Origin of the sequence: Mesorhizobium sp. NZP2234 (assembly GCF_013170765.1) — a bacterium.
GTDB lineage: Bacteria > Pseudomonadota > Alphaproteobacteria > Rhizobiales > Rhizobiaceae > Mesorhizobium > Mesorhizobium loti_D.
Genome location: NZ_CP033364.1, coordinates 1618833 through 1635180, shown reverse-complemented (window position 1 = coordinate 1635180; position 16348 = coordinate 1618833). Strand labels below are relative to the sequence as shown.

Here is a 16348-nt window from a genome sequence, read left to right as displayed (position 1 = left end):
TGCTACTTGACGATGACGATGCTGGTGTTGGCCGGCCCGAAGGTCTCGACAAGCTGGTAGAAATCGGCGGCATTGTCGGGATGCAGCCGCACGCAGCCATGCGAGGCCGGCTGGCCGAGGCGCTTGATCGCATAGGTGGCATGCACCGCGTAACCGCCGCTGAAGAACACCGAGTGCGGCATCGGCGCGTTGTCGTACTTCTTCGAATACCACATCTCATGCATGCGCGTCGGCTTGAACGATCCCGTCGGCGTCACATGCGCCCTGTCGCCGGTGGAAACCTTCCAGGCGAAGGTCGGCCGGCCATCGACCGAGACTTCCATGATCTGCTGTGAAAGCGAGACCCGCGCGACAATCTTGTTGGCGGCGTGCGCTGCGTCGGCGCCAAACAGAAGCACGGCCCCCGTGAACGCGGCGACGGTGATGTTGATGAGCTTGGCGGAAATGGTGGTGTGCATGATATCCCCTCTCTGTCTGCCGGTCCGGCCGGCTCCAATTCGATGAGCGGCTTATCGCTGCGCCATGTTTCGGACAGATTTCGTGAAATGCTCGTTTGTGTTTCGAATCTGTTTCTTCCGGTTAACAAATCAAGAGGTCGGGGGCGACTGCATTTGCTCGCACAGATCGGAGCGGGATGCGGCACATGGGTATTCCCCACGAAACGAAAGTTCGTATTGACTTATATGAAAGGCACGAAGTCAATCTCGAAACCAATCTGCAACAAAACGTCGGGTCTGGCGGCATGATCCGGATACGGGCCGGAAGCAAAGTTGACGTAACGAAAGCAGACGGCAACGACCATGGGAACGAAAACGAACATACGGTCCTGGCTTTTCAGGATCGGCATCGCGGCGGCGGTCATCGGCGGTGTCGGCACAGTTGCCGGCGGTTCCGTGGCGAGATTGGCGGCGATGAGTTCGAACGAGATCTCTACCCTGCACGCCGCCCTGTTTTCAGCCACGGTCTGGATTGTTTCCAGCCTGCGCATCGCCCGGCTCAAGGCCCTCTGGCGGGTTGGCCTTCGGTTGCTGGCATTGCGCGGCCCCTCCGGCAACTTGCTGCCGAGAGGACCGAAGGCCCGCGCCGCGACGGGGGGCTCCGTGGGCGGCGCGGGCACTTCGGGAGTTTCCTGAAGCGACCCGCGACACATTGATTTTTGACGAATTGGCATTTCTGGGGAGTTGGAACGATGAAAACGAAATTCGCGGCCTCGGTGCTTTCGGCATTGCTTTACGCGCAGGGCCTGCTCGGCTTTGCCGCCCTCGCCTCCGTGCTCCTGAGGGATCGCGCCCAGGCCAATGAACTCGTCATGACCAACGACATGCCATCGGGGCCGTCGCTGCTGGTGGTACGCTGAGCTTCGGAAGCATCGGTGCGAGGGGGAAAATCCGATGCTCAGCCAGAAATATCTTCCGGGCACCCTGCCATCAGTCCGCGAATTGCTGCGGCGGATCGAACCGGTAGCCGGCGCCGCGTATGGTGGTGATGGTCTCGGTGTCGAGCTTGCGACGCAGCCGCACGATGCGCGAATCGATGGAGCGATCGAAGGCGTCGGCGTTCTCGGCCGGTGCCGCGGCGATGATGTCGTCACGCGTCAGCACCTTGCGGGGGCTCGCCAGGAACAGCCTGAGCAGCGCCACCTGACCGGGCGAAAGCTGTTCCTCCGTGCCGGAGCGGTGCATGACGATGGCCGACCTCAAATCGACTGTCGCATTCTCCAGCACGATCAGTTCCTGGGTGCCCCTGCCGCGCCGCGAAAGCAGGCCGCCGACACGGGCGGCGAGTTCCCTGACATTGAGCGGGCTTTCGACAACGTCGGCCGCACCGAGTTCGAGCGCCAGCACCTTGTCGACCAGATCGGTAGGCCGGCAGATCAGGATGAAATCGGGTCCATCCTCGCCGCCCTCGCCTTGGCCGCCATGACGCCTGAGCAGATCCCGGCCTTCCGCCTGACTGAGACTGTCACCGACGACAACGACATCGATGCCCCTGCCTGCCAGCAGCGACTCCGCCTCCCAGGGCTGTCGCGCCTGGCGCACGTCATGGCCACGCCGCTCGAGATGGTCTGCAAGTTCGGTCGCGACCACCTCGGCGACGGAAACAAGCGCGATGACGGCTCGTGCGGCCATGTTTTCCAACCATCCCCTTGCAACCGGATATGAGTGCTGGACATGATGTTTATACCCAATCTACTTTCCACTGAAAGTGGGAGCGAGTGCATCGTGCGGGCAAGAATTGTTATCGTCGAGGACGAGCCCGACCTGAGGGATGCGGTTGCCGAATATCTCGGCGCCGCCGGCTATGACGTGGCGACCGCGGAAACCGCGGCCGCCGCGCGCAGCCTGATCGAGACGCAACCCTTCCATCTGGCCATCCTCGACATCGCCATGCCGGGCGAGGACGGGCTGTCGCTTGGCCGTTGGCTGCGCTCGAAAATGCCGATCGGCATCATCTACGCGACCGCCGCCGGCACCGCGCTCGACCGCATCGTGGGGCTGGAACTCGGGGCCGACGACTACATCGTCAAGCCATACGAATTGCGCGAAGTGCTGGCCAGGGTCCGCAGTGTGCTGCGCCGCGTTCCGCAGCCGACGGAGCTGCTCGACAGGAAAGCGAAGACGGACCGCCGCTCGGTAGCCTTCGGCCCGTTCCAGGCCGATCTCGACGGCAGGCTGGTCACCGGCGCCAATGGTGCCGTGATCGACATGGCCAAGAGCGAATTCGACGTGCTGGAGGTCTTCCTGACCCGCGCCAACCGGCTGCTGACGCGCGCCGCGATCTCGGAGGCCATCGGCTTCACCGAGGATCCGGAATCGTCGCGCGCCGTCGACATCCGCATCATGCGCCTGAGGAAGAAGATCGAGATGGACCCAGCCAACCCGAAATTCCTGCGCACGGTACGCGGCGAAGGCTATATCTTCTCGCTGCCGACCGGCGACGGCAACTGAGCGCCAGCCCACAGGGTTCAGGCTCGCAGCCGTTGCTCGCCGATCGAATTTGGGTCGATCGAATTGGCAATGACTTGGAATAACGGCTGACAATGACGGGCGAAGCAACAAGCACGGATACGCAGGGTTTCAGGCAGGGCGCGGCGATGGCGGCCGTGCGCGTGGTTCGTCGGCTGCGCGAGGCCGGCGACTGGCAGCGCGAAATGGACGGGATATTGGAAACGCTGTGCCGGGCCATCGAATGCCAGCGCGGCATCCTGTTCCGCTTGCGTGAGCTGCCTGGCCAGGGTTTTGCCCAGTCGGTGTCCGCCTACTGGATCGACCCCGACTTCGGTGGAGAACTGGCCTCGCCGACCGTCATCATGCAGTCGATCGTCAACTCCGATCCGCTGTTGGAGCGCGTGGCCGAGGACGAACGGCAAGGCAAGATCTTCGCCGGGCACACGCGCAACCTCGAAGGCTTCCTGAGAACCGATTTCGAAAAGCAGAGCATCAAGTCGTTCCTGTCGGTGTCGGTCTTCGCGCATGGCCATCTGTGGGGCACGCTGGCCGTCAATGACTGCGTCGGCGAGCGCGAGTGGACCGACGAGGAAGAGGCGACGCTGCATATCATCGCGCTCGCCATCGGCGATGCCATCGAACATTCGCCTTCCGACGCCCATGCCAGCGAAGTCATCCGGCGAACCATGCTGCAGGCCTCGCTCGACGCCATCATCGTCATCGACGAGGCCGGATCGATCATCGAATTCAATCCTGCCGCCGAAAAGATGTTCGGCTTCCGGCGCAGCGACATCCTCGGCAAGGACCTGCTCGACACCGTCGTGCCCGTATACTACCGCAAGGGCTATTCCTCGGGCGCCGATTACATGTCGGGCCGCGGCGCGCCCATGGTTGGCCAGCGGCTCGAGACCGTGACGCAGAATGCCGCGGGCGAGGTGTTTCCAATCGAACTGACGGCGACCGAGATGCGCGTCGCCGACCGCCGCCTGATCTTCGGCTCGATCCGCGATTTGCGCGACAGGCTACGGGCCGAGGAAGAGATCAACCGGCAGCGCGAGAAACTGCACCAGAACGAGAAGATGGCAGCGATGGGCTCGCTGCTCGCGGGTGTTTCGCACGAGCTCAACAACCCGCTGGCGGTGGTGGTCGCGCAATCGACACTGCTGCATGAATTCGCCACCGACCCGCAGACCAAGGTTCGTGCCGAGAAGGTCCGCGCCGCCGCCGAGCGCTGCGGCCGCATCGTCAAGAGCTTCCTCTCCATGGTGCGCCTGCATCCCGCGGCGCAGGCCGAGACCGATCTCAACGAGGTGATCCGCGCCGCGCTCGAGGTGACAGCCTATGGCGCCCGCTCGAGCGGCATCATCATCGACACCGATTTCGCGCCCGGCCCGCTGCTGGCCATGGCGGACGCCGACCATGTGACGCAGGTGGCCGCCAACTTTTTGATCAACAGCCAGCATGCGCTTGCCGGCATTGCCGGGGACCGACTGATCAAGGTGCGGACATTCCGCACCGATCGCGGCAATCCCGGCTTTTCGGTCGAGGACAACGGGCCCGGCATTCCCGAAGCGATCCGCAACCGCATCTTCGAGTCCTATTTCACCACCAAGCCCGTTGGTGTGGGCACCGGCATTGGCCTGTCGATCTCGAAATCGATCATCGAACGGCACAATGGCAATGTCTGGTTCGAGGAGGTTCTCCCCAGAGGCGCGCGTTTCGTCGTCCATCTGCCGGCCATCTCGGCGGGCATCGCTGCCGCCGGTGAGACGCAGCCGCGCTCGAGCGGGCTGCGCCATGCCTTGATCATCGACGACGAACCTGATGTCGCCGGCTCGCTGTCGGACATTCTCGAACTGATGGGCATCAAGTCGCGGATCGCGCCTGTCTGGGTATCGGGCGCCGCCACCTTGAGCGGTCACATGCCACCGGACATCGTCTTTTCAGACCTGCGCATGCCCGGCACATCAGGCATTGCGATCTACCGCGAACTGCTCGCCGAGAGGCCTGACCTCGCACGACGTTTCGTGCTGGTCACCGGCGATCTGATCGGCGCCAAGGCGGAAATCGAGGCCTTGCCGGCGCAGCAGCGGCCGCAGATCCTGGAAAAGCCGTTCAGCACGCTGGACGTGCGCAGCGTGCTTTCAATGATTGCCGAGCAGGCGGCGTTGAAAGGGTAAAAAAGAGGCTCCCGGCCGACTGAGCGGCGGGAGCCGAAGAGAGCGCTGGAGGAGCGCTCGGGGAGGTCAGAGCATGATCCCGAATGGGAACGGGTTTCGGGGTCACGCTTCGACGGAAATCAGAAAATGTTTGGCGTGTTGGTCAGCGGTGCGGCATTGGCGATCATGCGGATCGCGCGGGCCTTGTGCGTGCCGGACTGCTCGGCGATAGCGCGCAGGCAATCCACGCTCTCGGCGCCCCAAGCCTGCCCCTTGCAGGCGAAATCGAGCGTCGGCATTGGCAGGCGCGCGGTCTTGATTGTCGTCGGCGCGCCGTCGACGATGTTGGCTGGCGGGTTCAACGAAGCGAAGGCCGGCCCGACTGTCGGCGCAAGCGCCATGCCGACGAAGGCGCAAGCAGCCAGTCCCATGAACATAGCCATCGGGTGGTCGCTGGCGCGTTGGCGCAGCGCCAGTTTCGGGCGTCGGTCAGCGCGCTCTGGAGCCTGGAAGCGGTGCTCGCCGCTGATGATCTTGACTTTCGCATGCATTGCCTTCCCCTTCGCTGCGTTTCTTTTTGGCGATGAAACGAACTTACTCGCGCTTTGTAACAGCACGAACGTGGTGTCGATCTAGCAATGTAACCAGGTTGAAACAGAAGTTTCGGGCAAAATCGGGCAAAATCGGTCAGCTCGGCTCACATTTGGCCGAGGCAAGCGAACCTCAGCCCAAGTCCCACACGCGATCCCGGCCCCAAGCGCCTGCCGAACAGCAGATCGGCCGGGGTGCGGAGAGCGCTTTCTGCTTCCGGCCATGCGTCTTGCCTTTCGGTTTCCGCGCCTCGGGAAATCGTGCCGGGACGGCGTCTCGGAACCGAGGCTAACACCCGGATTCTCCGCGATTTTCCTGGGCAGCAGCCGTATCGAATTCGGCCGAAGGCGATGCTCCTATCCCGCCTCAGAACCAGCCGTATTTTCACAAGCCATTGCATTTCAATGGGAAATATGCTTTTATTGAATGATTATTCAACAAAAAGAAGAGACGTTTTATGAACCCGCACCTCCGTGACGTGGCGATCCCCAACGATTGGGACCGGCGGGGACTACCGGGCTGGAGTTACCATTCCGATGCCCTTCTCGAGCTCGAGAAGGAGCATGTTTTCCGCAACCACTGGCAGATCGTCGGCCATGTTTCCGACATCCCGAACGCCGGCGATTACCTGACCATGGACGTGGTTGGCGAACGCGCCCTTATCGTGCGCGGCAAGGATGGCGTCGTGCGCGGCTTCAACAACATGTGCCGCCATCGCGGCAGCCGCGTCGTCGCCGACAGCCAGGGCAATTGCAAGAACGCGCTGGTGTGCCCGTTCCATGGCTGGGTTTACAATCTCGACGGAACGCTGCGCGGCGCCGCGCGCCCGCGCTCGTTCCCCGATCTCGACAAGACCGAGTTCGGCCTGATGCAGCTCGATCTCGAAATCTGGATGGGCTTCATTTTCATCTGCTTCCGCAATGGCGGCCCACAGCCTTCGGTCGCTGAGCTGATGAAGCCGATCGAGCCCGAATTCGCGCATTACAATGCCGCCGACATGGTGCCGTCCTGGGGCATCTGGACCCAAAAGACGCCGGTCAACTGGAAGTCCGTGCGCGATGTCGACAATGAGGGCTATCACGTCGCCATGGCGCATCCCGCCTTGCAGGATCTCTATGGTGCGACCTATTTCGACGAGCCCTTCATCAATGGCGTGTCGCGGTCCTTCGCCACCTACAACCCGCATGCCGGCCGCCGCTGGAGCGTCAGGAACTACGTCAAGATCGCGCCCGAGCCGACGCATCTGCCGGACTATCTGAAGAAGGCCTGGGTCTATTACGGCATTTTCCCCAATGCGGTCATTTCGGTGATGCCGGAATCCGTGCAGTTCTACCAGGAGTTTCCGTTGTCGACGGGGCAGACCCTGCTGCGCGGCGCGATCTACCGTTACCGCGACGAAAGCCGCGAGCAGGCCGCCGCAAGATACCTGTCCTTCCGCATCGACCGCGACACCATGTCGGAAGATGTGCAGCTGTCCGTGTGGTCGAACGAATCCATGCTGTCCGAGGCCTTCGAAGGCTTCTATCTCTCAGACTTGGAATACGGTGTGCGCACCCACCACGACCATCTGCGCAAGATGCTGCCGGTGCTGGGCCTCGAGACCGCGCCCGAGGAGAAGGACATGTGGAATCTGAACGACGCGCTCAGGTCGCGATCCTAGATCAGTTCACTATTTCACGGAAACGGCGAACCGCTCTGGCTATTTGTTGTCAAGCAATTGCGGACGGAAAACCGTTTCATACTTTCCCGGAACTGCGCCAGGTGGGGCGCAACCGGAGCCCGCGCGGGCCTAGCGCGCTTCAGACCGTTTGGCCCGCTACGACGACTTCGCGCCGTGGCGCAGCCCGTCGACGAGCAGGGCGACCATGCGCTCCGCGCGGCCGCTTCCGGCATTGTGGGCCGACATGCACAGGCTCGCCACCGCGCCCAGAAGCTCGTCGGCATCGACATCGGCGCGAATCTCACCAGCGTCGGTCGCGGCCTTCAGAAGCGTGCGCAGGGCAGGCCGCAGCCTCTGGTCAAAGTAACCCGGCAGACTGTCGAACACCGGATCTCCCGAGTGCAAGGCCTTGGCGAGCCCACGCTTGGCCGCGACGAAGGCCGCGTATCGCTGCATCCAGTTCGCCAGCGCGTCGAAGGGTTTATGCCCGGCCGACAGGACGGAAGCTGCGTCCGCGCAGGCATCGATCTCGCGGCGGAAGACGGCGGCGATCAGGTCGGAACGCTGCGGAAAGTGCCGATAGACGGTGCCGATGCCGACACCTGCTCGTTCCGCGATCTCGCGCACCGGCGCATCCACGCCGGAGCTAGCAAACACCGACAGGGCCGTCTGGAGCAGCGTGTCGAGATTGCGCCGAGCATCGGCGCGCACGCGCCGGTCGGCGCGGGCTGGAGGCTCCAGGCCACTATCTGAATCGCCTGTCTGGTCGTTCACGACACACCCGCTTGCAAAACGGAACATTGTTCCGTATAAAACGGAATACTGTTCCGCTTAGGCTGAATAGCACAGCAAGGCAGTGCTGGCCACAACCCTGCACCAAGGAGAACGTCATGCACTACCGCACACTGGGACGAACCGGCATCAAGGTCAGCCCTTACTGCCTGGGCGCGATGATGTTCGGCGGACTGGGCAATCCCGACCACGACGATTGCATCCGCATAATCCACAAAGCCCTGGATCACGGCATCAACTTCATCGACACCGCCGACCGGTATAGCCGCGGCGAGTCGGAGGAGATCGTCGGCAAGGCGCTGAAGGGCCGTCGCGACAACATCGTGCTGACCACCAAGGTGAATGGGCCCATGGGGGAAGACGCGAACAGCCAGGGCAATTCACGACGCTGGATCATGCAGGCTGTGGAGGCGTCGCTGCGCCGCCTGCAAACCGACCATATCGATCTCTACCTTATCCATCGGCCGGCGCCGGACACAGACATCGAGGAAACGCTTTCCGCGCTCACCGATCTGATGCGCGCCGGCAAGGTGCGGGCGATCGGATCCTCGACCTTCCCGGCCTCCGAGATCGTCGAGGCCCAATGGGTCGCCGAGCGGCGCGGGCTAGCCCGTTTCCGCACGGAACAGCCGCCATATTCGATCCTCGATCGCGGCATCGAGCGCGACGTGCTTCCCACCTGCGAGCGACATGGAATGGGAGCGATGGTCTGGAGTCCATTGTCGAAAGGCATGCTCACCGGGCGTTACCGCAAGGGGAAGAAGATGCCCGACAGCCTGCGGGTGAAATACATGCCCAGGCAAATGTCGGATGAGCGCAGCCTGGATGCGGTCGAGCAACTCATCCCCTTGGCGAACGAAGCCGGACTGTCACTCACCCACATGGCGATGGCTTTCGTGATGGCTCATCGCGGCGTGACATCGGCCATTCTCGGACCGCGCACGATGCAGCATCTCGACGATCTGCTCGCCGGCGCCGAGGTTCGCCTCGGCGACGAGATTCTGGATCGCATCGATCAGATCGTCCCGCCGGGAACCGATGTCGGACTGAATGAGGCCAACTACAACCCGCCGGCGATCCTGCAAGCCGATCAGCGCCGCCGGCCTGCCGGCGAACGCGCCGCTGCATAGATCCGCAAGGTCGGAGGAGATCACCTGCCCAACAGGCACCTTCTCCCCGTGAGACGGGGAGAAGAAGGACAGCTTTACCCCTGCCACACGCCTTCCCGACGCAGGTCATCCATCGTGCGTGAAATGCCTTCGCGCAGGATTCCGACCATGTCGTCGATCTGCTCGCGCGTGATGATCAGCGGCGGCGACATCACGCACATGTTGATCAGCGGACGCACCAGCAGGCCAAGCTCATGGCAATGGCCGTCGATGCGTTTGCCGACATCCTTGTCGAGTTGCAGCGGGTCCTTGCTTTCGCGGTCGGCGACGCATTCCACGCAGCCCATCAGTCCCACGCCGCGCACCTCGCCAACCAACGGCAGGTCTTCCAGCGTCTTCAGCTGTGCCTGGAAATAGGGGGCGACCGCCTGCGTGTGCGCAAGCACGCTTTCTTCCAGCAGGTCGAGGTTCTTCAGCGCCACGGCGCAACCGACCGGGTGGCTGGTGTAGGTCAGGCCATGGCCGAACATCGCATCGGGATGGTTCGAGCGGCGCAGTTCTTCAAGCAGCCGTTCCGAGATGATGACGCCACCGAGCGGAAAATAACCCGAGGTGACGCCCTTGGCGAAGGTGATCATGTCGGGGTCGATGCCGAACACGTCGCCCGAGGCGAAGACATGGCCAAGCCGGCCAAAGCCCGTCACTACCTCGTCGGAGACATAGAGGATGTCGTTGTCGCGGCAGATCTCGCGGATGCGCCCGAGATAGCCATCGGGCGGCACGACGACGCCGCCGGAGGCCTGCACCGGCTCGCCGACGAAAGCGCCTATTCTGTCGGCGCCGAGACGGGCGACCGTGTCGCGGAACTGGTCGACGAGGAAATCGGTGAAGGCGGCAAGGCTCATGCCTTGCGGACGGCGGAACGGATCGGGCGAGGACAGCTTGATCACAAGCTCGTCGGCCCCATCCATCCAGTCGCGGTCGCGCGGGCGGCCGTTGAGCGAGGCCGACAGGTAGGTCGAGCCATGATAGGCGCCGCCGCGCGACAGGATCAGCTTCTTTTCCGGGCGGCCGCGCACATTGTTATAGAACTGCATGAAGCGCAGTGCCGTCTCCACGGCCGAAGAGCCGCCGGTCGTGTAGAAGACATGGCTAAGATCGCCCGGCGCATGGCCGGCGATGCGCATGGCAAGCTCCGCCGACGGCGCGTTCATCGTGTACCAGGGCGTGTTGTAGGACAGCGCCATCGCCTGGTCGTACATCACCTTGGCCAGCTCCTCGCGGCGGTGGCCGACATTGACGCACCACATGCCGGCCGGCCCGTCGATCAGCCGCTTGCCGGTGCTGTCGGTGATGTAGATGCCGTCGCCCTCGCCGATCAGCGCACGTGCTTCCGCGCCGACGGAACCGGCATAAGGCCAGGGCTGGATGAGATGGCGCCTGGCCAGTTCGATGGCATCGCCGCCGCCGGCCTCGGCGGTCTCGGTCGCCCTTAGATCTCTCGCAGCCGCCATGATCGCCTCCACATCATCTCGTCGATTTCTTCTCGGCCATGCAATCCAGCGTCAAATGCCGAAAATCCGGGCTTTCTTCACTTCATTTTGAATGTCCGTTCAATCAATATTGCAGAAATAGCGCTTGATTTCAATCCGCGGATACGGGCATGATGAAAGAAAGCCGGCAAGGGGAACAACAAGTCGGCGCCAGCACAATGGGATGCCGCATGGCGGAACAGTCCAGGCCAGCAACCGAAATCACGCCCGGAGCCCCCGGAGCCTGGCAATGACGGCGGCGGCGGAAGGGTCGCCCCCGCTGCGCATGACGCGGGCCAGACGAAATGCCCTTCTGCAGTCCGAGCCCGTACAGGGCTTCGCCCTGATCAGCCCGACCTTTCTCTATGCGCTGATCCTGCTGGTGCTGCCGATCCTGGTGGTCATCGCCCATTCGTTCTGGACGCAGCACTACCTGACCATCGACCGCACCTTCACGCTGGAGAATTACCGCGTCGCGCTGACCGAACCGATCTATCGGGATCTGTTGTGGCGCTCGCTCTACATCTCGCTGACGGTGAGCTTGCTCACCGTCATCCTCGCCTACCCGATCGCCTACTTCATTTCCTTCCATGGCGGCCGTCACAAGAGCCTGTGGCTGTTTCTCATCACCATCCCGTTCTGGACCAGCTATCTCCTGCGCGTCATGTCCTGGAAGGTCATCCTTGGCTACAATGGCGTCCTGAATTCCGGCCTGATGGGCCTCGGCATCATCGATGAGCCGTCGACGGCCCTGCTCTACAATTCGAGCGCCGTCATCATCACGCTTACCCATGCCTGGGCGGCCTTCGCCATCCTGCCGATCTTCGTCTCGCTGGAGAAGGTCGACCGAACGCTGGTCGAAGCGGCCACCGACCTTGGCGATGGCCCGTTGCGCTCATTCCTGCGCGTGACCTTGCCGCTGTCGGCGCCGGGCGTCATCTCGGCGGCGCTGATCGTCATGATCCCGACCGTCGGCGACTACGTCACGCCGAAGCTCGTCGGCGGCAAGGACGGCGTCATGATCGCCAATGCCATCCAGGCGCAGTTCGGCAAGGCCGCCAACTGGCCGCTGGGTGCCGCCCTTTCCGTCACCACCATGCTGATCGTCACTTTGATGGCCGGCGCCACGGTACTGATCATCCGCGCCTTGCAGAGGCTGGCACGATGAGGGCGCGGCGTTTCCTGTCGGGCGGCTGGCTGTCCGTCTATGCGTTCCTCTATATCGTCTTCCTCTATCTGCCCGTCATCTTCCTGCCGATCTTCTCGATCAACACCGCCCCTACGCCGAAATTCCCGCTCACCGGCTTCACCCTGCAATGGTATGCGGACCTGCCGCACACGCCGGCCCTGCTCGACGCCGCCTGGAACAGCCTGAAAGTCGGCGTCTGCGCCTCGGTTCTCGCCACCGTGCTCGGCATCCTCGCCGCCCGCTCGATCACCCGCTACCGCTATCCCGGCCGCCGCACCATCAACGGCTTGATCATGGCACCGCTGGTGCTGCCCGAGGTGATCGTCGCCATCTCCATGCTGCTGGTGATGCTTCAGCTGGGCTTGAGCCTGTCGCTGTTCACCGTCGTGCTCGGCCATGTGCTGGTCTGCATCCCCTATTCGATGACGGTGCTGACCTCCGGTTTCGAAGGCTTCGACCGCAGCCTGGAGGAAGCCTCCGCCGACCTTGGTGAAAGCGCCTTCGGCACCTTCCGGCGGGTGACGCTGCCGATGGTGGCGCCGGCCATCATCTCCAGCCTGCTCGTCTGCTTCACCATCTCGCTCGACGAATTCATCATCGCCTTCTTCCTGACCGGCACCGAAGCGACGCTGCCGATCTACATCTGGGGCCAGTTGCGCTTCGCCTCGAAATTGCCAGGCGTGCTGGCGCTGGGCACGCTGCTGCTCGTTGCCTCTTTCCTGCTGATGACAGTTGCCGAAATCCTGCGTCGCCGCGCGGCCAGACGCACCCAGAACGAGGGAGGCCTCTATGCCTGAACAGCCGCAGATCGAGCGCCCTCAATCCGATCGGGCCCAGTCTGATCGGGCCCAGTCCGATCGAGCGATGATCGAGATCCGCAACGTCACCCGCAGCTATGGATCGTTCAAGGCGCTGGACGATGCGTCCCTGACCATCCGGGAGGGCGAATTCTTCTCGCTGCTCGGGCCGTCCGGCTGTGGCAAGACCACGCTTTTGCGCATGATCGCCGGCTTCGACAACCCGACCAGCGGTTCGATCGCGGTCGGCGGCCAGCCGATGGAAGGCATCCCGGCCAATCGACGGCCGACCAACATGGTGTTCCAGAGCTATGCGATCTTCCCGCACCTCAATGTCGAGCAGAATGTCGCCTACGGTCTGAAGCGGCTGAAATTGCAGGGTGGCGAAGAGAAGCGCCGCGTCGAGGAGGCATTGGCGCAGGTTTCGCTGACCGGCCTTGGCAAGCGGCTGGCCACCGAACTGTCAGGCGGCCAGCGCCAGCGCGTGGCGCTTGCCCGCGCACTGGTGATGCGGCCCAAGGTGCTGCTGCTCGACGAGCCGCTGTCGGCGCTCGACAAGAAGCTGCGCGAGCAGATGCAGGTCGAACTGCGCCGCCTGCAGCAGGCCGTCGGCATCACCTTCGTGCTGGTCACCCACGACCAGTATGAGGCGCTCGCCATGTCCGACCGCATCGCCGTCATGTTCGGCGGCAGGATCGCGCAGGTCGCCTCGCCCAAGGAGATCTACCAGCGGCCGGTCAACCGCCAGGTCGCCGACTTCCTCGGCGGCATGAACTTCGTCAAGGCCGAGATCGTCGAGGAGAGCGGCGCCTCATTGATCGTCGACACGTTGGGCTTCGGCCGCGTCAAGACCGACAAGCCGAAGGCTTTCGTGCGCAATGGTGGCGCCGCCACGCTCGGCATAAGGCCCGAGCGCCTGCGCGTTTTATGGGACAATGCCACGGCAAAATTCGAGGTCGCCGGCAAGGTGGTCGAACGCCACTATTTCGGCGAGATCACCCATCTGATCGTCGAGATACCCGGACTGGAAAAGCCGCTATCGGTGACCGAGACCAACGATTTCGGCGCCGACGACATTCCCGTCGGCACCCCGATCCGCCTTGCCTACGATCCCGAGGCGCTGGTGGCGATGGGCGACTGAAGCAGCGCCAGGATCTTGCGCGCCGCGATGCGCCCGGCGACGATCGCCCCTTCGACATAGCCGGGGAATGACGGCGACAGTTCCGAAGCGGCGAAATGAACCGGCGGCGCACCCGCGAGCATCGTCCGCTCGGCATCCCTGGCCGTCACGTCGACGATGAGGTCGCTATAGGCGCCGCCGCTCCAGCGATCCTCAATCCAATCGCGTGAACTGAAATCAAGCATATCGCCGGCATCCGGACCGAGCGCGTCCTGCAATCGTGCCGTCACTTCCGCACGAAGTGCCGTTTTACTCAGCCCCCGCCAGCGCAGCGCGAGCGGTCCGCCGATGAAGACGACGAGCGCGGCATGCTCCGCATCCTTGCTGGCATCGCAGGCGAACAGTCCCGGCAGGTCGCGCCACATCACCATGCCGCTCAAACCCTGCTCGCGCCAGAATGGCCTGGGATAGCGCACCAGGATCTTGATCACCGCGCCGCTTTCCCAGACGCCAAGCGCCGTCGCGAGTCTTGTCGGCAAGGCCGGTGCGAAATCGAGCTTCGCGGCTGTTGCCGGCGGCAGCGCGATCAGCACGTGGCGCGCTTCGATCACGCCATTGCCCGTGACGACACGAACGCCTTGCGGCCCATGCTCGATGCGCGTGACCGGTTCGTTCAACCGCATCCGGTCGCCGAGATCGCCAGCAAGATCCTCGGCCAGCGACTGCATGGTCTCGCGCAGGGAATATTGCAGTTCCGGCACTTCGTTGGTGATGCGGCGGTCATTGTCGATCAGGTACCAGAGCGGCACCTTGTCCATCGGCAGGCACCACAGGCCTTCGATCATCGAGCGGAAGGCCGTCTTGGCATCGGTGGGATCACGCTGCTGTTCCAGCCAGGCCGCGACACTCATGCCCTCTATGGAGGTGTCGTCAGGTTCGATGCCGTTCATGCGTTCGCGGATCGCCATCGCGCCGTGATAGGTCTGCTTGGCGTCCCTGGCCGGCATTGGCGGATGGGTGATGAAATCGCCCTCGACATAGGTGGCGACGAATGTCTTGCCGCGTGCCTTCGCCAGCGCCATCACTTCCGGCATGTCCTCGCACAGGAACTGGCCGCCGCTGTCGATGCGTTCGCCAAATCCATTGCGGACCGCCTCGACCCGTCCACCGGCACGGTCGCGCGCTTCAAGCAGCAGGAAGCCTATGCCGGCCTGCTTCAACTCAAGTGCAGCCGACAGGCCGGTGAAGCCGGCACCGACGATGACGACGTCGGCTCTTTCCAGTTCGCTCGTCAATATCCGGCCTTGATCTTCTCGAATTCGTCGACCATGCGCTTCTTCAGATCAGGCGCGACCGGCTGCTGGAACAGCGTCTTGTCGAGGAACTTGTCGATGTCGTCGAAACCGCGCTCGGCCAGCACCTTGTGATCGATCGCGGCCATGCCGGCACTGTTGCCATGGCCGTAACCGAATGTCGTGACCATGTATTTCGAAATATCGGGCGCGTTGACCGCGTTCAGGAAATCATAGGCCTGGTCGAGCTTGCCCGGCGCATCCTTCATCAGCACGTAGCCGCACACCCAGGTCGACATGCCTTCCTTGGTATCGCGGTTCATGGCGACGGGAACGCCTTGCCCGCTCATCGCGATCAGTGTCTGGCCCCAGCCCCAGGCAAGGTCGACCTCGTTGCCGGAAAAAGCCTGGTCGATATCGCTCGAGTCGGTCCAGTAGAGACGGATGTTCTTGTGCACCTGGCGCAGGAAATCGGACGCCTCCTTGAACTGCGCGTCGGTCATCTTGGTCCAGTCCTTGAGGCCGATCACCAGACTCGCCAGCGCGTAGGCATCGTCGACATTGTCGCCGATGGTGACGCGGCCCTTGAATTTCGGATCGGCCAGAATCCGCAGCGATTGCGCCTCATCGGCCGTCACATTGTCGGTGCGGTAGAGCAATGCCGTATTGCCCCAGTCGAACGGCATGAACCAGGCCTTGCCGTCCTCGGTGGTGGCGAGGTTTTTCATCGCCATGATGCCGGGATTGAGGTCCTTCCAGCCGGCAATCCGGGAGGTGTCGAGCGGCTGCAGCAGCCCCGCATCGCGCCACTTCGCCACGCTTTGCGAACAGGGATGCGCGATATCGGCCTTGAAGCCCGCCCGCATCTTCTCGAAGGCTTCATCCTCGTCGCCGAAGAAGGCGAAGGTCGGCTCGGCGCCGTGTTTGGCGGTGTAGGCCGGATGCAGCAGCGGGTCCTCGTAACCGGACCAGTCGAACACCACGAGATCGCCGCCGCCTTCCGCCCAGGCATAGACCCCGCCGGCGCCGATCATGCAGGAGGCGGCAAGTGCAAGGCGGCGTAGCATTGGCGTCATGGCGAAACTCCCCCTTCACGAAAAAGCTGCCGCGAGGTTAGGAGAAATCATCTGCTTTGGCGAGGGTCGTCCGCTGCACCGAG

General features: G+C 63.1%; 16 protein-coding genes. 8 read left to right on the top strand and 8 right to left on the bottom strand.

The window, feature by feature from the left end:
• Positions 1-2: 2 nt before the first annotated feature.
• Positions 3-458, bottom strand: coding sequence for a L,D-transpeptidase (locus EB230_RS08030; RefSeq protein WP_056575884.1), 456 nt, complete (start codon positions 456-458; stop codon positions 3-5).
• Positions 459-679: 221 nt separating this feature from the next.
• Positions 680-988 carry a hypothetical protein gene (locus EB230_RS08025; RefSeq protein ID WP_056575882.1) on the bottom strand — a complete coding sequence of 103 codons (309 nt, stop codon included), beginning with the start codon at positions 986-988 and terminating at the stop codon, positions 680-682.
• Between the two features lie 201 nt (positions 989-1189).
• On the opposite strand from EB230_RS08025, the gene EB230_RS08020 reads away from it, so the two are divergent.
• Positions 1190-1357, top strand: a complete 168-nt coding sequence (locus EB230_RS08020) for a hypothetical protein (protein ID WP_081295026.1) — start codon at positions 1190-1192, stop codon at positions 1355-1357.
• 70 nt (positions 1358-1427) lie between these two features.
• Here EB230_RS08020 and EB230_RS08015 read toward each other — a convergent pair whose 3' ends face one another.
• Complete coding sequence (locus EB230_RS08015) at positions 1428-2129, bottom strand: response regulator transcription factor (RefSeq protein ID WP_056575880.1); 702 nt, start codon at positions 2127-2129, stop codon at positions 1428-1430.
• Positions 2130-2174: 45 nt separating this feature from the next.
• Here EB230_RS08015 and EB230_RS08010 point away from each other — a divergent pair, with 45 nt between their 5' ends.
• Both EB230_RS08010 and EB230_RS08005 read left to right on the top strand, forming a co-directional pair.
• Positions 2175-2948: a response regulator transcription factor gene (locus EB230_RS08010; RefSeq protein WP_171883347.1), complete on the top strand. Its 774-nt coding sequence runs from the start codon at positions 2175-2177 to the stop codon at positions 2946-2948.
• Between the two features lie 92 nt (positions 2949-3040).
• On the top strand, positions 3041-5128 hold the full coding sequence (locus tag EB230_RS08005) for an ATP-binding protein (protein ID WP_172372002.1): 2088 nt from the start codon (positions 3041-3043) through the stop codon (positions 5126-5128).
• Between the two features lie 119 nt (positions 5129-5247).
• Here the strand turns inward: EB230_RS08005 and EB230_RS08000 are convergent, their stop codons facing one another.
• Complete coding sequence (locus EB230_RS08000; RefSeq protein ID WP_056575874.1) at positions 5248-5658, bottom strand: hypothetical protein; 411 nt, start codon at positions 5656-5658, stop codon at positions 5248-5250.
• A gap of 497 nt (positions 5659-6155) precedes the next feature.
• Here EB230_RS08000 and EB230_RS07995 point away from each other — a divergent pair, with 497 nt between their 5' ends.
• The gene (locus EB230_RS07995; protein WP_172372001.1) at positions 6156-7358 is read left to right on the top strand and encodes an aromatic ring-hydroxylating dioxygenase subunit alpha; all 1203 of its coding nucleotides are present in this window, start codon (positions 6156-6158) and stop codon (positions 7356-7358) included.
• Positions 7359-7514: 156 nt separating this feature from the next.
• Here the strand turns inward: EB230_RS07995 and EB230_RS07990 are convergent, their stop codons facing one another.
• Positions 7515-8132 (bottom strand): TetR/AcrR family transcriptional regulator, encoded by a 618-nt coding sequence (locus EB230_RS07990; RefSeq protein ID WP_246738924.1) that lies wholly within the window; start codon positions 8130-8132, stop codon positions 7515-7517.
• A gap of 116 nt (positions 8133-8248) precedes the next feature.
• Here EB230_RS07990 and EB230_RS07985 point away from each other — a divergent pair, with 116 nt between their 5' ends.
• Positions 8249-9280 carry an aldo/keto reductase gene (locus EB230_RS07985; RefSeq protein ID WP_172371999.1) on the top strand — a complete coding sequence of 344 codons (1032 nt, stop codon included), beginning with the start codon at positions 8249-8251 and terminating at the stop codon, positions 9278-9280.
• A gap of 74 nt (positions 9281-9354) precedes the next feature.
• Here EB230_RS07985 and EB230_RS07980 read toward each other — a convergent pair whose 3' ends face one another.
• Positions 9355-10773: an aminotransferase gene (locus EB230_RS07980; RefSeq protein ID WP_056576534.1), complete on the bottom strand. Its 1419-nt coding sequence runs from the start codon at positions 10771-10773 to the stop codon at positions 9355-9357.
• Between the two features lie 268 nt (positions 10774-11041).
• Here EB230_RS07980 and EB230_RS07975 point away from each other — a divergent pair, with 268 nt between their 5' ends.
• From EB230_RS07975 to EB230_RS07965, 3 genes are all read left to right on the top strand, one after another.
• Positions 11042-11959, top strand: coding sequence for an ABC transporter permease (locus EB230_RS07975; protein WP_056575868.1), 918 nt, complete (start codon positions 11042-11044; stop codon positions 11957-11959).
• Positions 11956-12777 carry an ABC transporter permease gene (locus EB230_RS07970; RefSeq protein ID WP_140772657.1) on the top strand — a complete coding sequence of 274 codons (822 nt, stop codon included), beginning with the start codon at positions 11956-11958 and terminating at the stop codon, positions 12775-12777. Before EB230_RS07975 ends, EB230_RS07970 begins: the two co-directional genes overlap by 4 nt.
• Before the next feature lie 67 nt (positions 12778-12844).
• Complete coding sequence (locus tag EB230_RS07965; protein WP_056575864.1) at positions 12845-13918, top strand: ABC transporter ATP-binding protein; 1074 nt, start codon at positions 12845-12847, stop codon at positions 13916-13918.
• Here the strand turns inward: EB230_RS07965 and EB230_RS07960 are convergent.
• On the bottom strand, positions 13882-15192 hold the full coding sequence (locus EB230_RS07960) for a flavin monoamine oxidase family protein (protein ID WP_172371998.1): 1311 nt from the start codon (positions 15190-15192) through the stop codon (positions 13882-13884). The genes EB230_RS07965 and EB230_RS07960 overlap by 37 nt on opposite strands.
• Positions 15189-16265, bottom strand: coding sequence for an extracellular solute-binding protein (locus EB230_RS07955; RefSeq protein ID WP_172371997.1), 1077 nt, complete (start codon positions 16263-16265; stop codon positions 15189-15191). Before EB230_RS07955 ends, EB230_RS07960 begins: the two co-directional genes overlap by 4 nt.
• Between the last annotated feature and the right edge of the window lie 83 nt (positions 16266-16348).